This is a genomic window from Ruegeria sp. R13_0, from assembly GCF_017743995.1.
In the GTDB taxonomy this organism is placed as follows: Bacteria; Pseudomonadota; Alphaproteobacteria; order Rhodobacterales; family Rhodobacteraceae; genus Ruegeria.
The window spans coordinates 311,256-326,097 of sequence record NZ_JAGHRB010000002.1 but is presented as its reverse complement, the minus strand read 5'-3'; the positions used below and the strand labels follow the sequence as shown (position 1 = coordinate 326,097).

Here is a 14,842-nt window from a genome sequence, read left to right as displayed (position 1 = left end):
CTTTATCCTTTTACTGCGCCAGCGGTCAGTCCGCTTACGATTTGGCGTTGGAAGATCATCACAAGGAAGAACAGCGGGGCGATGATCGAGACCGCAGCGGCCACGGCAACCACCTGATCGGTCGTCGTTGTCTCGCGGTTGAACATGCCCGCAATGGCGGGGACCATCGTCTGGTTCTGCGCATCGAGCAGCAGCGAGGTCACCAGAAAGTCGTTGTAGGCCAGCAAGAAGCTGAACAGCCCGGTGGTAATCACCCCCGGCCACATCACCGGCATGATCACGCGACGGAACGCCTGAAAGTGGTTGCAGCCATCAACTCGCGCGGCCTCGTCCAGTTCGGCTGGGATGTTCTGGAAGAACGAGCGCAGCATCCAGATCGTGAACGGCTGGTTGATCGCCACCAGCACCGCGATCACGGCGAAAGGCTTGCCATAGAGCGTCGGCGCGTTCTCACCCAGAATAGGCGCCAGCCATTCGGCTGAGTTAATGAAGACCGGCAGATAGCCCGCCACCAGAACCGAATGCGGCAGCGCGCGAAAGATCAGCGCGATCAGCAAAATCCAGAAGGCCAGTGTCGAGCCCGACCGCGCCAGACCATAACCGGCCAGCGTGCCTACGGTCAGCGATACGGTCACAACCCCTGCGGTCACGATCAGCGAGTTTTTGAAGTTGTTGGAAAAGCCCCGGTCGACCCAGACGGTTTTGTAGTGTTCGGTCGTCACGCCCAGCACGTCGCGACCCAAGGGGCCGAACAGCGGGTTCAGCACGTTCAGAACCGCAGGCAAAACCACAAAAAACACCAGCAGGAAGGCGATCAGGGCGACAAGCACACCGACCACCCATCCGAACCATGCCTGACCCGGCGCGGTGTATTCCTTGATCTTCGCGGGCAGCACTTTGGTGACGACCATGGCAGCGCCCCAGATCACCGCTATCCCGAGAATGATATCCAGAACCGACAACCCGTTCCCTGTGGCCAGCGTCGCCGGGCCAAAGATCACGTTCAGCGCGTTGCTGTCATAGGCGTCCACCGGGGATTTGACGCTCATGATTGCGATCCAGACGATCGGGAAGGCGGCGACAAGGCACCAGAACGCGAGGAAGATGTTCGAGGTCAGCCGCAGGCTGAGAGGTTGGCGAAGCGCGCGCGAGGACATATCAGTGGCCTCCTTTATGGTCGCGCCAGGTGCGGCGCAGCGGCAGGATCAGCAGCAAGACAATTCCGATCATGGTCAGCATCGCGCTGGCCGAAGCCCGGCTGATCGACCGGTTGCCCGCCTGATCCGGCACGAGGAAGTCGAAGGTCAGCCATTGCAGAGAGATGACGTAGGCCTGGCTTGAGAAACCGACGATCTCTTCGAAGACCCGGTAGGCGTCCATCAGGTGAATCATCGACACGAAGATGATCAGTGGCATCAGATGCGGGATGACGATGTACTTCATGCGCTGCCAGCGGGTCGCTCCATCGATCACGGCGCTTTCCAGACTGTCCTGATTGACGGTCTGAAGCCCGGCATAGAAAACCACGGCCGCAAACGGGGCCACGTGCCAGACGCGGTAGAACATCATCAAGATTTCTATCGTCCAGGCTTGCGCGAATAGGGCGATGTCTCGGTTCAACCACCATTCCAGTAACGCCGTCAGGATGCCCTCACCGCGGAAAAGCCAATTGATCGACAGCGCGCCGATCACCGGCGTGATGATGAAGGGCAGCAGCGAGATGAAGATAACCGGCCCACGGATCGACCCCGCGGCGTTGTTGATCAGAACCGCGATGCCCAGCCCGAACCCGATGACCAGCGGTAGCGTGATCAGCGTGAAAGTCAGCGTGAATCGCAGCGCCTTCCAGAAGTTGATGGTGGACAGCACGGACCAATTGCCCTCGGTTATCGCGCGCCAAGCCCGCTCGGGTTCCAGTACGTTGCGATAACTTTGCAGGCCGACATATTCGGTCTGGGTGATCACCTCGCCATGCTCATCCAGCTTGGGTTGCGATTTCTGTTCGGTCACGCAGGTCTGGGTCAGAAAGCCAGGGGTACAGGTTTCGACCTCGACCATCTCATAGACGGGTTGGGTGATGTAAAAGCTCTGCTTGAACACGCTGACCAACGGGAAAGCGATAAAGAGAAGCATCATAAAGACAGAGGGGCCAACAAAGGCGGCAAATGTCCTGAAATTCATGGCTCTGCCTTTCTCATGGTTCTCGGGTGGGGAGTTAGGGAGGGCAAGGGGCCCTCCCCGGGGAGGATCAGTTGCTGATCAGGCCAGCTTCTTTCGCGGCGGTGATGTAGTCCGCCTCGATATCGGCCAGCGCAGTCTGTGCGTCCTTGGCGCCGGTCAGATAATCGGCCAGACCGTTGCCCAGGGCGCTGTGCAGAACACCCATGGCGGCGCTGGCCGGGTAGGCCCCCGCACCGTTTTCCGCCGAAGCGGCAGCGCCTGCAGCCAGTTCGCCGGGCTGGTAGGCCGCGTTCAGCCAGACGGCAGTGTCATTGTTGGCACTGACCATGTCACCGTCGATGCCTTCCATGACCAGACGGAAGGCAGCATCGGCCTCTTCGTCGCTCATGTTCGAAGCCAGAACGATGCCGTCCCACCAGATCGTGGTCGAGGGACGCTCCGATCCCATCGGGGCTGAGGCCATGGTGACTTTGCCGACCACTTGGCTTTCTGCCTCGTCATTCATGGCAGCGGCGCGGCTGGCCCACAGATTCGCCATGGCGATCTTGCCCTGTTGGAACTGCTGCTGAACATAGGTGGAATCGGACACGAGGTATTCGGGATCCATGAACTCGGTCATGGCCTTCATCGTCTCAAGCGCTTTGACGCCCTTTTCGTTGTTGATCGCAGGAATATTGCCTTCGCCGATGAACGTGCCGCCTTCGCCCATATACATGTTGACGAATTCCTGGGCCAGGTTCCAACCGGTTTTGAAGGTGCCGCCGATGGGGTATTCCATAACGCCGGCCTCTTTGATCTTGGCGGCGGCGGCCAGAACGTCGTCATAGGTCTTGGGTTCTTCAATGCCCAGCTCGGCCAGAACATCATTGCGATACATCAGGTGTTGCGCGTTCACCATCATAGCGATCGCCATCACCTTGCCATCCACCTTGATCAGCTGGTTGGGCAGCAGGTCTTGCCCGTATTTTGCAACCAGATCATCCAGCGGACGGATTGTGCCCGCGTTCAGAAGCGGGATCATGGTTTCATTCGCCACGCCGCCGATCTGATAGAGCGAAGGGTCGGCAGCGAAAGCTTCGGGCTGCTTCTCACGGAATTCCTGGTCCAGCGAGGCGCTGAAATTGCCACACTCGGCCATCGCGTCCGTCACTGCTTTCCAGGCTTCGAACCCCGCCGACAGCGATTTCAGCGGCACTTCGTTTTCGTAAGAACAGGCTGCCGATGCACCGCTTGCTGCGATGGCCATGGCACCCGCCATTAGGATCGTCTTGAGTTTCATGCGTTTCTCCCTGTCAGGATGGGTCCGTCGTCGACGCCCGGACCGCTGTTATGCCCCGAAGGGCTGTTGGCGGGGTTACTCCCCGATCCGCGCACCGCTTCCAGCTTCGAAGAGGTGACAGATTTCTGTAGGCACCGAGAATGAGACATCATCCCCGATCTCGGCGCGGAAAGATTTATCGGCCTTGACCGACACCAAAGCCCCACCGACCCGGACCGAGATCATGGTCGCGTCACCCAGAAGCTCCAGCGTGTAGATCGGTGCGGTGATCTGGCCTGCGCCTTCGGCAAGGCTGGCATCCTCGGCCCGGAAACCCAGTGTCATGGGGCCATCGGGCGCGTTGACCGGGATCTCAACATGTTCCGCACGGAACACGCCGCCCGCGACCTCACCCTCCATCAGGTTCATGGCGGGTGAGCCGATAAAGCTGGCGACAAATGTATTCGCGGGTCGGTCATAGATTTCGGTCGGGCTGCCGACCTGCTGCACCACGCCCTGTTTCATCACCACAACGCGGTCAGCCAGTGTCATCGCCTCGATCTGGTCGTGGGTGACATAGATCGTCGTCACCGCCAGCTCATGGCTGAGGTTCTTGATCTGCGCCCGGGTCGAAACCCGCAGCTTGGCATCCAGATTCGACAGAGGCTCGTCCATTAGGAACACGTTCGGTTCACGTACGATGGCGCGGGCCAGGGCCACGCGCTGCCGCTGTCCGCCCGACAGTTCGGCGGGCTTGCGATGCAGGAAATCATCCAGCTCGACCATCGCGCTGGCACGGCGCACCTTGTCGTCATGGGTCGCCGGGTCGATGCCACGGACTTTCAGCGGAAAGCGGATGTTCTCATAGACGTTCATGTTGGGGTAGAGCGCATAGCTTTGGAACACCATCGCCACGTCGCGGTCTTTGGGTTCCAGATCGTTGACGACCTTGCCGTCGATCAAAATATCGCCCTCGGTCACGTCCTCAAGCCCGGCGATCATCCGCATCGTGGTGGTCTTGCCGCAACCCGATGGACCCAGCAGCACCAGAAACTCGCGATCTGCGATGGTTAGGTCAAAATTATGGACCCCCACAAACGAACCCCATCGTTTGCCGACGTTACGCAGTTGAATTTCCGCCATGGTGCCCCCAACTAGGATTCGTTTTGCATACGTTTGCAAAACTGTAATTCGCATATATCAAATCAGGCAAGACTTTTTTGCATACGTATGCAAGAATGTGGCAACTACCCGATTCATTCCAGCGGCACAAAACGCGCAACACCCTGACACAAATGGAAAACACCGTGACCTTCCAGAAAGAGAAAAAGGTTGTCTCTGACTTTCATTCCGCATTGGATTCAGCGACGCCCCAAGACGTTCCCAGCGTCATGAGCCGTTTCTGTACGCCTGATTCAGTTTGGCGCGGCTTTCACCCATTCAACTTGATCAATGATGCTGAACACGTGGCCCAGCAGTTCTGGATGCCCCTGAAATCCAGTCTGACACGACTGCAAAACCGGGTGGATATCATGTTCGCCGGGCAGAATTCGCTGCGCGATGAGTCAGATGTTTGGGTCGTCACCATGGGGCATTTGATGGGCCTGTTCGACCATCCTTGGCTGGGCATTCGCCCGACCGGAAAGCTGGCGTTTCTACGCTATTGTGCCTTCTACAAAGTCGCCGATGGCAAGATCACGGAAACGGCGATGTATTTCGACATACCACACCTGATGGTGCAAGCCGGGCAAAACCCGTTTCCTCCGCAAACAGCGGCGCATCTGGTGCAACCCGGTCCAATGCCACATGATGGTTTGCTGCTCGCGCAACAACCCGTTGCGGAGGGCGAAAAAACACTGGCATTGATCAATGCGATGATCTCGGATCTCGGCCAGTGGCAAGGCGGGTTACCGCTTGAGGAAGAGTTGGCCCGAACCTGGCATCAAGACATGATCTGGTGGGGGCCCGAGGGAATTGGCGCGACCTACACGATCGAACGCTACGCCAAGCAACACTCGGGACCGTTCCGTGCGGGTTTCAAAGACCGGTCAAAGACCAAGCATATCTGCCGTCTGGCCGAAGGGCATTATGGCGGCTTCTTTGGCTGGCCCAACTTCACCGCTACGCCCTCAGGTGGGTTCATGGGTATGCCGGCTACTGGCAAACCGGGCGAGTTCAGGGTTATCGACATTTATCGCCGCGCTGAGGACAAGCTGGCCGAAAACTGGATTTTCATAGACCTGCTGCATTTCTGGAAACAACAAGGCGTTGACGTATTGGGCCGCACCGCTGGGATTGAAACACCATGAAGATAGACGCACATCACCATCTGTGGGATCTGAACGCGGTCGAGTATCCTTGGTTGATGGAAAAAGGCGCCGTTCGGTTCTTTGGCGATCCCACGCCGATTCAGCGTAACTACTTGTTGCCAGAGTATCGCGCGGATGCGTCGGCACAGGGCTTCTCGGCCTCGGTCCATATCCAGGTCGGCGCCGCCGATCCCTGGGCCGAGGCGCAGTGGGTGCAATCCGTGGCCGATCAATATCCTGACTGGCCGCTGGTTCAGGTCGTATTTTGCGATCTGACGGCCAACGATCTAGAGTACCAGCTGGATCGCTTTCAATCGCTACCCTCGGTCCGGGGTGTTCGTCAGATCGTCGGGCGCGCGCCCGGCGAAGATGCCAAGACCGGCACAAACAAATTGCTTGAAAACCCGGATTTCCGGAACGGCCTAGTAGCCGTGGGCGAGCGAGGCCTTTCCTTTGACCTGCAATTGCTTCCCGAACTGATGGAGCAAACTGCCGAAGTGCTTTCTCAGGCACCAAGTACGCCTGTCGCTCTTTGCCACGCAGGCTCACCACATGACCGCAGTGCTGAGGGATTAAGTCACTGGCAAGATGCGCTTAGTTCCCTATCCAAACTGCCTAACGTCCATTGCAAACTCTCTGGGCTTGGCATGTTTGATCACAATTGGAGCGCCCAAAGCGTCGCGCCAATCGCTTCAACCTGCTTGTCGCAATTCGGCGCCGATCGTTGCATGTTCGGATCGAACTTTCCGGTCGACAGTCTTTCTTCGACTTACTATGAACTGGTGTCGCGCCTTCAAGAACTGATCCCTGGTGCGCATCAGAACAGCGTGTTCCACAACACTGCAAAGAGGTTCTACCGTTTTGAATGAGGTTGGAAACTGTACTCGAAGTTGACCGGCCCGGTGCAACTCAGGGTGCCGCGTGGGGCGATACGTTTAGATAAGCGCACGCCCGGATTCATTCGGTTTCAACATTTCAGCCAGATTTTCGACTTCAAATTCAAACTGAGCCAGTCAGATCAGGCCGCTCATGCGAACGGCCTGGTTTCTTTTGCAGAACGACACCTCTCAAGCAGAATTTGGTGTATAGGCCAGATAGTTTTTCTGAATAGAGATCTGGTCTGCGATGAACTTTGCGTCATGCCAAACGCCCCAGATGAACGAGGACCCGCGGCGCGATTGCCATGGCAGCCCGACGAAATAGAGCCCGGGCACAGGAGAGACACCACGCTGGTGGATCGGTCTGCCCCGGTCGTCCAGTGTGTCTGCTTCCAGCCAGTCATAGTTAAACTGGAACCCGGTTGCCCAGATCACGGTGCGGATGTTATTGCGCTCAAGGTCCAGCTCGCGAATGGGGTCTGACACGCAGGCGGGATCGTCCGGTATGACCCAGGCCTCGGGCTCTTCTGGCAGGTCGATGCCGGTACGCGCGACGTAGGCATCGGCGGCTTCGAGCAGGGACAACATGTTTGCGTCGCCCGCATCGAGATTGGCTTGGAGGTCATCAGCGATATGGAGAACGCCGTTTTCAAATCCCGACGACATCCCCAGCAAAGTGATGCCGCGCTGGGCAAGTTTCCTGAAATCTACGGTTTTGCCGCCATGCGCGCCACTGACAGCGATCGTGACATGCTCGGTGCCGGGTGCCGGTGTATCCAAATTCCAAATGCCAAGAACACCCAGCCACCAGACATTGTCTCGCCCACGATAGCGACGTGGAGGTCGGTCATGGGGGCCAATGGAGAAGAAAACCTCGCGCCCAGCATCATGCAACTCGGCGGCGATCTGCGATCCTGAGGAACCGCCGCCGATGACCAGCACGGCGCCCTCGGGCAAAGCATTGGGATTGCGATACGCGGTGGAATGCATCTGCAGAACGTCAGAGGATTCGGGGATGATCGGCGGAATAGCCGGTTTCTGAAACGGCCCTGTGGCACAGACGAGGTGGCGCGCTTCTATGGGACCTTGCGACGTTTCGATCAAAAAACCCACGCGGTTTTCATGCGGGCGCGCACGCGTCACCGTAACGCCTGTGCGCACGGGCGCGTCGATCATTTTGGCATAGTCTTCAAAGTACTGGGCCACGCATTCCTTGCGCGGAAAGGCGTCGCGGTCGCCGGAAAACTCCAGGCCCGGGAAGCGATCATGCCATGCCGGACCATTTGCAACGAGTGAATCCCACCGCTCGGATCGCCAACGTTCGGCAATGCGGCCCCGCTCCAAAAGGACGTGGTCAATGCCGTGGGCACGGAGATGTTCGCTTGTGGCAATGCCCGCCTGACCTGCGCCAATCACCACCGTGTCGAAATTTTCCATCGCGTCACCTTTTTTGCCGTGCTGGGTATCTGCTGGCGCGGCTGCTTCTTTTGCTTGTGCAACCCTAATTTTGTATCATCTTATGTCGATTAGATTTTACCTAATCGCCAGTAAGATAGACTTTTGGTTTGTTTCCGGCAAAAGCCGTCTCAGTATGTGAATGCGGTGGCCGCCCGCGACTCAGGCAAAGAGGTTCGTTCATGCCCAAAGACCACGTTGATCCTATCGCTGCTCTGCGCGCGAATACCTCGGTCCCCTTTGAACGTGCGCGGGCCATGCCGACCGAGGTCTATACCGAGCAGAGCTTTGTCGATGCAGAGCTTGAGCACATCTTCCGCAAGGACTGGTACTGTGTGGGCCGGGCCGACGCCTTGTCGTCTGTCGGGGACTATGTGGCTTGCGAACTGGCTGGGCAGCCAATCGTTGTATTGCGTGACAGAGACGGCGATCTGCGCGCGATGAGCAATGTGTGCCTGCACCGCATGTCAACGCTTTTGCATGGGCGCGGGAATGCCAAGACGATCGTTTGCCCCTATCACGCCTGGACCTATAACCTCGACGGCAAGCTGCGTGGCGCGCCCGCGATGAAGCAGAACGAGGGGTTTTGCAAAGACAACTACGCGCTGCCTCAGGTCCGCTGCGAGGAATGGCTGGGCTGGGTCTTTGTCTGCCTTGATCCAAATGCAGCCCCCGTGGCCGAGCAACTGTCCGAAGTGGCGACCATGATCGAAGGTTATGACATGGCCAACTATTCCGAGGCGTTCTACGAAGAACACGTCTGGGACACCAACTGGAAGGTGTTGGCCGAGAATTTCATGGAAAGCTACCATTTGCCGGTGTGCCACGCGGGCACGATTGGTGGATTGTCGCGGCTGGAGGATATGATTTGCCCACCCGGGAGTGCGGCCTTCAACTACCACACGATTCTGAAGGATGAATCCCTGCGCATTGCCATGGCGCATCCCAGCAATGATCGGCTGAAAGGAGATGAACGCCGCACGACCTTTCTTCTGGCGCTTTATCCAAGCCTGATGATCACGCTAACGCCGGGGTATTTCTGGTATCTGTCCTTGCACCCCAAAGGGCCGGGTCAGGTGCATATCCGCTTTGGCGGTGGCATGTCGAATGACTTTGCGGACGACCCGGATGCGCAAGACAATTTCACCGCGCTCAAGGCGCTTCTGGATGACGTGAATGTCGAAGATCGTGGCTGTACCGAAAAAGTGTTTCGGGGCTTGTGTTCAGACGCAGCAACGCCCGGGCATCTCAGCCATCTGGAACGCCCGAACTACGACTTTGCGCAGTATCTGATGGCAAAGATCGACGCAGGAGGCGCGTCCTAAATATGGCTTACACCCGCATCCGCCCTTTCAATACCGGCGATACCTACCCCGAACAGTCGCTCGACAATGACCTGTGCCAAGCCGTTGTCACTCGCGGCGGGAGTACTGTCTGGATGCGCGGGCAGTGCCCGCAGAACCTGGATGATGCCAAGAACATCGACAGCCACGACCCGGCAGAGCAGACCCACAAGGTGATGCAGAACATCAAGCAATTGATCGAAGAAGCAGGCGGCGAAATGGAGCATCTCGTCAAGGTGGTCGTCTATATCACAGATGTCCGCCACCGTGAGGCTGTGTATCGGACCATGGGCGAATACATTAAAGGCGTGCATCCTGTTTCGACCGGACTTGTGGTGCAGGCTCTGGCACGGCCCGAATGGCTGGTGGAGATTGACGCCACCGCCGTGATCCCGGACTAGCCCCGTGACTTTCTCTCTTGTGGCCCGCTGCGCGCAGACCGGCATGTTTGGCATGGCGATCTCGTCTTCCTCTCCGGCCGTTGCAGCCCGTTGCGCCTATGCCCGTGCAGGCGTTGGCGCTGTAGCAAGCCAGAATGTCACCGATCCGAGCCTTGGTCCAAAGACGCTCAATCTGATGGAACAGGGTGCCTCGGCTGAGGCGGCGGTGCGCCAAATCATTGGTGAGGCCGCGCACATCGCGTACAGGCAGCTTCTGGCAATTGACGGAAACGGAACCACGGCCATCCACTCCGGCCAGAACGTGCTGGGCAACTGGAACGAGGCGCAGGGCAGGGATGTTGCATCGGGGGGCAATCTTCTGGCCCATGACGGTGTACCCGCTGCCATTGTGTCCGCTTTTGAGGACGCGACGGGTCACTTGGGTGACCGGCTGATCGCTGCACTGCGAGCCGGGCTTGCTGCCGGGGGCGAGGCCGGGCCCGTGCATTCCGCGGGTCTGATGTTGGTCGACAAAGTCAGCTGGCCCGTGGCCGACCTGCGCTGCGACTGGACCGAGGATTGCCCCATCGAGGCGGTTGCCTCCGCCTGGGACGTCTACAAACCACAACTGGACGATTACGTGCGCCGCGCACTCGATCCCTCCGCCGCGCCCTCCTATGGCGTGCCAGGGGACGCGTAAGACATAACAACAAGGGAGGCCGGGATGACCCATTTGCGAACGAAACTTCAAGACTTGGCCGCCTTGCCCGCGGATCGCCCGATGGGTATGCCCGGCGCATTCTATACCTCGCAAGAGCAATTTGACCACGAAGCGCAGACAGTGCTGCGCAGCGGGTGGCATTGCTTGGGTCGGGTCGACGAAATCCCGGAACCCGGTGATTTCTTCACCGTCCAGCTTCTGAATGAACCCTTGCTTGTCGTGCGTGGCGATGACGGTGAAATCCGCGCCCTTGCAAATGTGTGTCGGCATCGCGGAATGCCTCTGGCAGAAGGAAGCGGCAATACAAAGCGGTTTGTTTGCTCGTATCACGCTTGGGCCTATGGACGCGACGGTGCCTTGCTGCGTGCCCCACGGATGGAGAATGCGGGCTTTGTTCCCAAATCCTGCAGGCTGCCGGAACACCAGGTGCAGCTTTGGAACGGGTTCATTTACGTGAACCTTGCGCCAGACGCCCCGCCGTTTGAGCACCCCGAGCTTGATGCCATGCTGGCGCCATATGAGACCGAGGATTTCCGCCTTGTGCATGTGGCTGAAGAGAACTGGCAGACCAACTGGAAATGCCTGGTTGAGAACTTCATGGAAGGCTACCACCTGAGTGTGGTCCATCCGCAAACCCTGCACGGCTACACCCCGTCAGGGCTGTCGCGCAAGCTGGTCAGCGGGGACGGTTACACCTCCTATGCTGCCAACTACCCGGACAACATCACGCCGCGCGGAGACGGCGCGGCGGGCCTGAGCGAGGCAGAACGAAAACGGTCGTCCCTCTTTGCCAAGTTTCCCACGCAGGTGGCCAGCCAAGCCGCCAGCCTGCTCGTATCGTTGTCCATTTTCCCGATCAACGCGAACCTGATCCGCGTCAAATGGACGATGTCCGTCTATCGCGATAACCTCGATCACGACACGATCCAGGGGCGAATCGCGCTCTGGGAAGAGGTCAACCGCGAGGATCGCGAAAAGCTTGAGCGCATGCAGGTCGCGCTGCATTCAGCTCACGCGATCGAAGGGCCGCTGGCAGGGGATGACTATGAAGGCACGATCCGCGATTTCCAGACCTGGCTGGCCCAACAGGATAGTGCCCCTGGTCTGGCCTGAGAGTATGCGAGCCCTTACGATCACTGCCAACGTTTCTAAAATAGGAGCGTCTGCGTGCCGCGTCTGACCCTCCGGCAGTTGGAGTACCTCGTTGCGGTTGGCGAAACAGGCAGTATAGCGCGTGCCGCAGACCGGCTGAACGTCTCGTCGCCGTCAATCTCTTCGGCCATCAACCAGCTTGAAGAAGAGTTGGCGATTTCGCTGTTCGTACGGCAACACGCGCAGGGCCTGTCACTGACACAAGGCGGGCAAAGGGTACTTGAAAAGGCCCGCCAGGTCCTGAACGACGCAAGAGAGATCGCAAACATTGCCGCCGATATTTCGGGTACGGCGCGCGGCCCTCTTGCAGTGGGCTGCCTCCTGACCTTCGCGCAACTTGTCTTACCGCGGTTGCGGCGCGGGTTCGAAACCGGGTTTCCCGATGTCAGGATCGCCCAGAAAGAACTGAACCAGGCAGAGATATTCAACGCGTTGCAACGGTCCGAGATCGACATTGCGCTGACCTATGACATGGATATTCCGACCGACTTGAATTTCATCGGGCTGGTGCGCCTGAACCCATTTGCATTGCTACATGCCGGGCACGAATTGGCGACACGGACATCCGTATCCATTGATGATCTGGCGGACCTGCCAATGATCCTTCTCGATTTGCCGATCAGCACCGACTACTTCCTGTCGCTGTTTACGGCATCCTCGCGCCAGCCTCGCATCGTGGAGCTGACGCGAGACATGGCCGTGATGCGTTCGATGGTCGGGAACGCCTTTGGCTATTCCATCGCCAATGTGCGCCTGCAAAGCAATACATCACCGGATGGCAATCAGCTTGTTTGCGTGCCGATTACCGGGCCGGTTCGGTCCTTGAGAATGGGTCTTTTGACCACCCACGGTGCGGAAAAATCGCGCACCGTTTCTGCGTTCATAGACTATGCGCAGGCTCAGGCCCGCGCAGGCGCCTTCCGCGCCATCGGAGGAGAAACGCTTTCATGAGTGTCTCGCTAGAGGTTCTGGAGCGTCTGGTTGCCTTTGAAACTATCAGCGCCCGATCCAATCTCGATATGATCGCCTATATAGAAGACTTTCTGCGAGATCGCGGCTTTCGGGTGCAGCGCATCGCGGATCCTGATGAACCCAAGGCCGGACTTTTTGCAGAAATCGGGCCGTCTGTTGAAGGTGGCCTACTACTCTCTGCGCATTCCGACGTGGTGCCGGTCGAGGGGCAGGATTGGAGCGTAAGCCCCTTCAAACTCACCCGTCAGGGCGACCGGTTGTTCGGACGTGGAACGACCGACATGAAAGGCTTTTTGGCTGAGATGCTGGCCCTTGCCGATGCCATGCACGGTCGGGAACTGAAAACGCCCTTAAAGCTCTTGGTGTCATACGACGAAGAGATCGGCTGCGTCGGGATTTCACGCATGAAAAAGCAGCTACCGTCGCTTTTGGGCCGTCCCAGACTGGCCATTGTGGGCGAGCCGACCGAGATGCAGGTCGCCATTGGTCACAAAGGCAAGCGTGCCTACCGCGCCGACATTAGAGGAGAGGCCGGACATTCCGCACTGGCTCCGCAATTTGTTAACGCACTCCATGTTGCTGTCGATTTCGTCGGAGAGCTGCGCCATTTGCAGCAAAAGGTTCAACAAACCGGGATCCGCAACAACTCCTACGATGTTCCCTATACGACCTTCCATGTTGGCCAGCTGTCCGGCGGCACGGCGCTTAACCTTGTGCCCGACAAAGCGTCGCTTGTGTTTGAGTTCCGGCATCTGGCGGAAGATGACCCCGACAAGATTGAAGCCGAGCTTCAGCAGGCAGCAGACGCGGTTTTGGCCAAGTTTCCACCGGCTGCCCAAATCTCGCTTCGGGCGTTGGCGGGATACCCGGGGCTGTCAGTCGCCAGCTCTGACCCAGCGGTCTCACTTGTCAAATCCTCTGGCGGCGGCGAAACAACCCACGTTGCATTTGGAACTGAGGCTGGTGTTCTGTCAGAGCTCGGCATCGCGACAGTGGTGTGCGGCCCCGGGTCTATGGCGGACCAAGGCCACAAGCCTGATGAGTATGTTTCCGAGAAACAATTGGTTGCTTGTTCCCTGATGCTCAGAAAAGTCGCGGATGAGGTGTTGTTAAGCCTCTAGGGCCGAACAAGGTCCTTCTGACAATTGACGCCAATAAATGCTCGGAATGAATTCCGTCTGCGTCGGTAAGGTGCGATACGAGATTGACGTGCTGCTATCATACTAACCCTTGTCGGTACCCTTGGATCGGTCGCTTATCTGTTTCCTTCGACGCGAGTCGTCAGAAACTGTCGCGGAATAGGGTGGGCCACGAACCTGCTACTGAACGACTTTGACGCAGCGTTGGCGATATAGTTTGACCATTCAATTATTTCGAATCGATTGAGGCGTGTTATGCTGCGCCGCAGAAACTGAGGCACCACGATGTTCCAACTGAATGGTTCAAAAGCTGTCGTCATCGGAGTAGCAAACGATCAGTCGATTGCGTGGGGATGTGCACGCGCGCTGCATGCGCAGGGCGCGGATGTGGCGCTGACATACTTGAATGAAAAAGCCAAACCGTATGTCAGCAAGCTGGCGGATCAGATTGACGCAGAAATCTTCATGCCGCTGGATGTAAGGGACTCCGAGCAGGCAAAAGCACTTTTCGACGAGATCAGAACGAAGTGGGGGAAGATCGACACACTTGTGCATTCTGTTGCTTTTGCTCCGCGTGATGATCTTCATGGACGGGTTGTTGATACATCGGCCGAAGGGTTCGGTTTGGCGATGGATATTTCGGTCCATTCGTTCCTTCGCATGATCCATATGGCCGAACCGCTGATGGAGCGTGGCGGAACATGTATGACGGTCTCCTTTCTCGGGGCGACGCGGGTTGTTGAAAACTACAACATAATGGGGCCGGTTAAGGCCGCTTTGGAAGCGTCGGTGCGCTATGCCGCAGCAGAACTGGGCCCCAAAGGCATTTCAGTGCATGCTCTGTCGCCGGGACCTCTGAAAACACGTGCGGCCAGCGGGCTCGCCGACTTTGATGCGCTGTTGAACGCGGCCGCCGAGCGTTCGCCCACACATCAGTTGGCGACGATCGAAGATGTGGGTGCCTACGCAGCGTTTCTTGCGAGTCGCGAGGCGTTCAACGTGACCGGGGGCATACACCCCATCGACGGTGGATACAGCATCGTCTGAGGAAGGA

General features: G+C 58.0%; 14 protein-coding genes. 9 read left to right on the top strand and 5 right to left on the bottom strand.

Annotated elements, in window-relative coordinates; all coding sequences use genetic code 11:
* Nucleotides 1-2: 2 nt before the first annotated feature.
* From J7394_RS03890 to J7394_RS03875, 4 genes are all read right to left on the bottom strand, one after another.
* Nucleotides 3-1,157, bottom strand: a complete 1,155-nt coding sequence (locus J7394_RS03890; protein WP_170692622.1) for a carbohydrate ABC transporter permease — start codon at nt 1,155-1,157, stop codon at nt 3-5.
* 1 nt (nt 1,158) lies between these two features.
* Nucleotides 1,159-2,181: a carbohydrate ABC transporter permease gene (locus J7394_RS03885; RefSeq protein ID WP_209251099.1), complete on the bottom strand. Its 1,023-nt coding sequence runs from the start codon at nt 2,179-2,181 to the stop codon at nt 1,159-1,161.
* 67 nt (nt 2,182-2,248) lie between these two features.
* Entirely contained in the window at nt 2,249-3,460 is a 1,212-nt protein-coding gene (locus tag J7394_RS03880; protein ID WP_209251098.1) for an ABC transporter substrate-binding protein, read from the bottom strand.
* Nucleotides 3,461-3,535: 75 nt separating this feature from the next.
* The gene (locus tag J7394_RS03875) at nt 3,536-4,582 is read right to left on the bottom strand and encodes an ABC transporter ATP-binding protein (RefSeq protein ID WP_170641200.1); all 1,047 of its coding nucleotides are present in this window, start codon (nt 4,580-4,582) and stop codon (nt 3,536-3,538) included.
* A 152-nt stretch (nt 4,583-4,734) separates the two neighbouring features.
* Between J7394_RS03875 and J7394_RS03870 the strand changes: the two genes are divergently transcribed.
* Together J7394_RS03870 and J7394_RS03865 are read left to right on the top strand one after the other, a co-directional pair.
* Complete coding sequence (locus J7394_RS03870) at nt 4,735-5,748, top strand: ester cyclase (protein ID WP_209251232.1); 1,014 nt, start codon at nt 4,735-4,737, stop codon at nt 5,746-5,748.
* The gene (locus tag J7394_RS03865; protein WP_209251097.1) at nt 5,745-6,617 is read left to right on the top strand and encodes an amidohydrolase; all 873 of its coding nucleotides are present in this window, start codon (nt 5,745-5,747) and stop codon (nt 6,615-6,617) included. The genes J7394_RS03870 and J7394_RS03865 overlap by 4 nt, the downstream gene beginning before the upstream one ends.
* Nucleotides 6,618-6,815: 198 nt before the next feature.
* Here the strand turns inward: J7394_RS03865 and J7394_RS03860 are convergent, their stop codons facing one another.
* On the bottom strand, nt 6,816-8,063 hold the full coding sequence (locus J7394_RS03860) for an NAD(P)/FAD-dependent oxidoreductase (RefSeq protein ID WP_209251096.1): 1,248 nt from the start codon (nt 8,061-8,063) through the stop codon (nt 6,816-6,818).
* Nucleotides 8,064-8,263: 200 nt separating this feature from the next.
* Here J7394_RS03860 and J7394_RS03855 point away from each other — a divergent pair, with 200 nt between their 5' ends.
* The 7 genes from J7394_RS03855 (at nt 8,264) to fabI (ending at nt 14,835) form a co-directional block, all read left to right on the top strand.
* Nucleotides 8,264-9,406 (top strand): aromatic ring-hydroxylating dioxygenase subunit alpha, encoded by a 1,143-nt coding sequence (locus J7394_RS03855; protein WP_209251095.1) that lies wholly within the window; start codon nt 8,264-8,266, stop codon nt 9,404-9,406.
* Between the two features lie 2 nt (nt 9,407-9,408).
* A complete protein-coding gene (locus J7394_RS03850; RefSeq protein WP_209251093.1) occupies nt 9,409-9,825 on the top strand; it encodes a RidA family protein in 417 nt (138 codons plus the stop codon).
* A gap of 4 nt (nt 9,826-9,829) precedes the next feature.
* Complete coding sequence (locus tag J7394_RS03845) at nt 9,830-10,504, top strand: DUF1028 domain-containing protein (protein WP_209251091.1); 675 nt, start codon at nt 9,830-9,832, stop codon at nt 10,502-10,504.
* Nucleotides 10,505-10,528: 24 nt separating this feature from the next.
* Nucleotides 10,529-11,638, top strand: a complete 1,110-nt coding sequence (locus J7394_RS03840) for an aromatic ring-hydroxylating dioxygenase subunit alpha (RefSeq protein WP_209251090.1) — start codon at nt 10,529-10,531, stop codon at nt 11,636-11,638.
* Between the two features lie 54 nt (nt 11,639-11,692).
* Nucleotides 11,693-12,628, top strand: a complete 936-nt coding sequence (locus J7394_RS03835) for a LysR family transcriptional regulator (protein ID WP_209251089.1) — start codon at nt 11,693-11,695, stop codon at nt 12,626-12,628.
* The gene (gene argE / locus J7394_RS03830) at nt 12,625-13,770 is read left to right on the top strand and encodes an acetylornithine deacetylase (protein WP_209251088.1); all 1,146 of its coding nucleotides are present in this window, start codon (nt 12,625-12,627) and stop codon (nt 13,768-13,770) included. Before J7394_RS03835 ends, argE begins: the two co-directional genes overlap by 4 nt.
* 303 nt (nt 13,771-14,073) lie before the next feature.
* Nucleotides 14,074-14,835: an enoyl-ACP reductase FabI gene (gene fabI, locus J7394_RS03825; RefSeq protein WP_209251087.1), complete on the top strand. Its 762-nt coding sequence runs from the start codon at nt 14,074-14,076 to the stop codon at nt 14,833-14,835.
* Nucleotides 14,836-14,842: the final 7 nt, after the last annotated feature.

Coding starts and splice junctions, on each gene's coding strand:
- J7394_RS03890 (WP_170692622.1), bottom strand. CDS start 1,157: ATGTCCTCGCGCGCGCTTCGCCAACCTCTCAGCCTGCGGCTGACCTCG.
- J7394_RS03885 (WP_209251099.1), bottom strand. CDS start 2,181: ATGAATTTCAGGACATTTGCCGCCTTTGTTGGCCCCTCTGTCTTTATG.
- J7394_RS03880 (WP_209251098.1), bottom strand. CDS start 3,460: ATGAAACTCAAGACGATCCTAATGGCGGGTGCCATGGCCATCGCAGCA.
- J7394_RS03875 (WP_170641200.1), bottom strand. CDS start 4,582: ATGGCGGAAATTCAACTGCGTAACGTCGGCAAACGATGGGGTTCGTTT.
- J7394_RS03870 (WP_209251232.1), top strand. CDS start 4,735: ATGGAAAACACCGTGACCTTCCAGAAAGAGAAAAAGGTTGTCTCTGAC.
- J7394_RS03865 (WP_209251097.1), top strand. CDS start 5,745: ATGAAGATAGACGCACATCACCATCTGTGGGATCTGAACGCGGTCGAG.
- J7394_RS03860 (WP_209251096.1), bottom strand. CDS start 8,063: ATGGAAAATTTCGACACGGTGGTGATTGGCGCAGGTCAGGCGGGCATT.
- J7394_RS03855 (WP_209251095.1), top strand. CDS start 8,264: ATGCCCAAAGACCACGTTGATCCTATCGCTGCTCTGCGCGCGAATACC.
- J7394_RS03850 (WP_209251093.1), top strand. CDS start 9,409: ATGGCTTACACCCGCATCCGCCCTTTCAATACCGGCGATACCTACCCC.
- J7394_RS03840 (WP_209251090.1), top strand. CDS start 10,529: ATGACCCATTTGCGAACGAAACTTCAAGACTTGGCCGCCTTGCCCGCG.
- argE (WP_209251088.1), top strand. CDS start 12,625: ATGAGTGTCTCGCTAGAGGTTCTGGAGCGTCTGGTTGCCTTTGAAACT.
- fabI (WP_209251087.1), top strand. CDS start 14,074: ATGTTCCAACTGAATGGTTCAAAAGCTGTCGTCATCGGAGTAGCAAAC.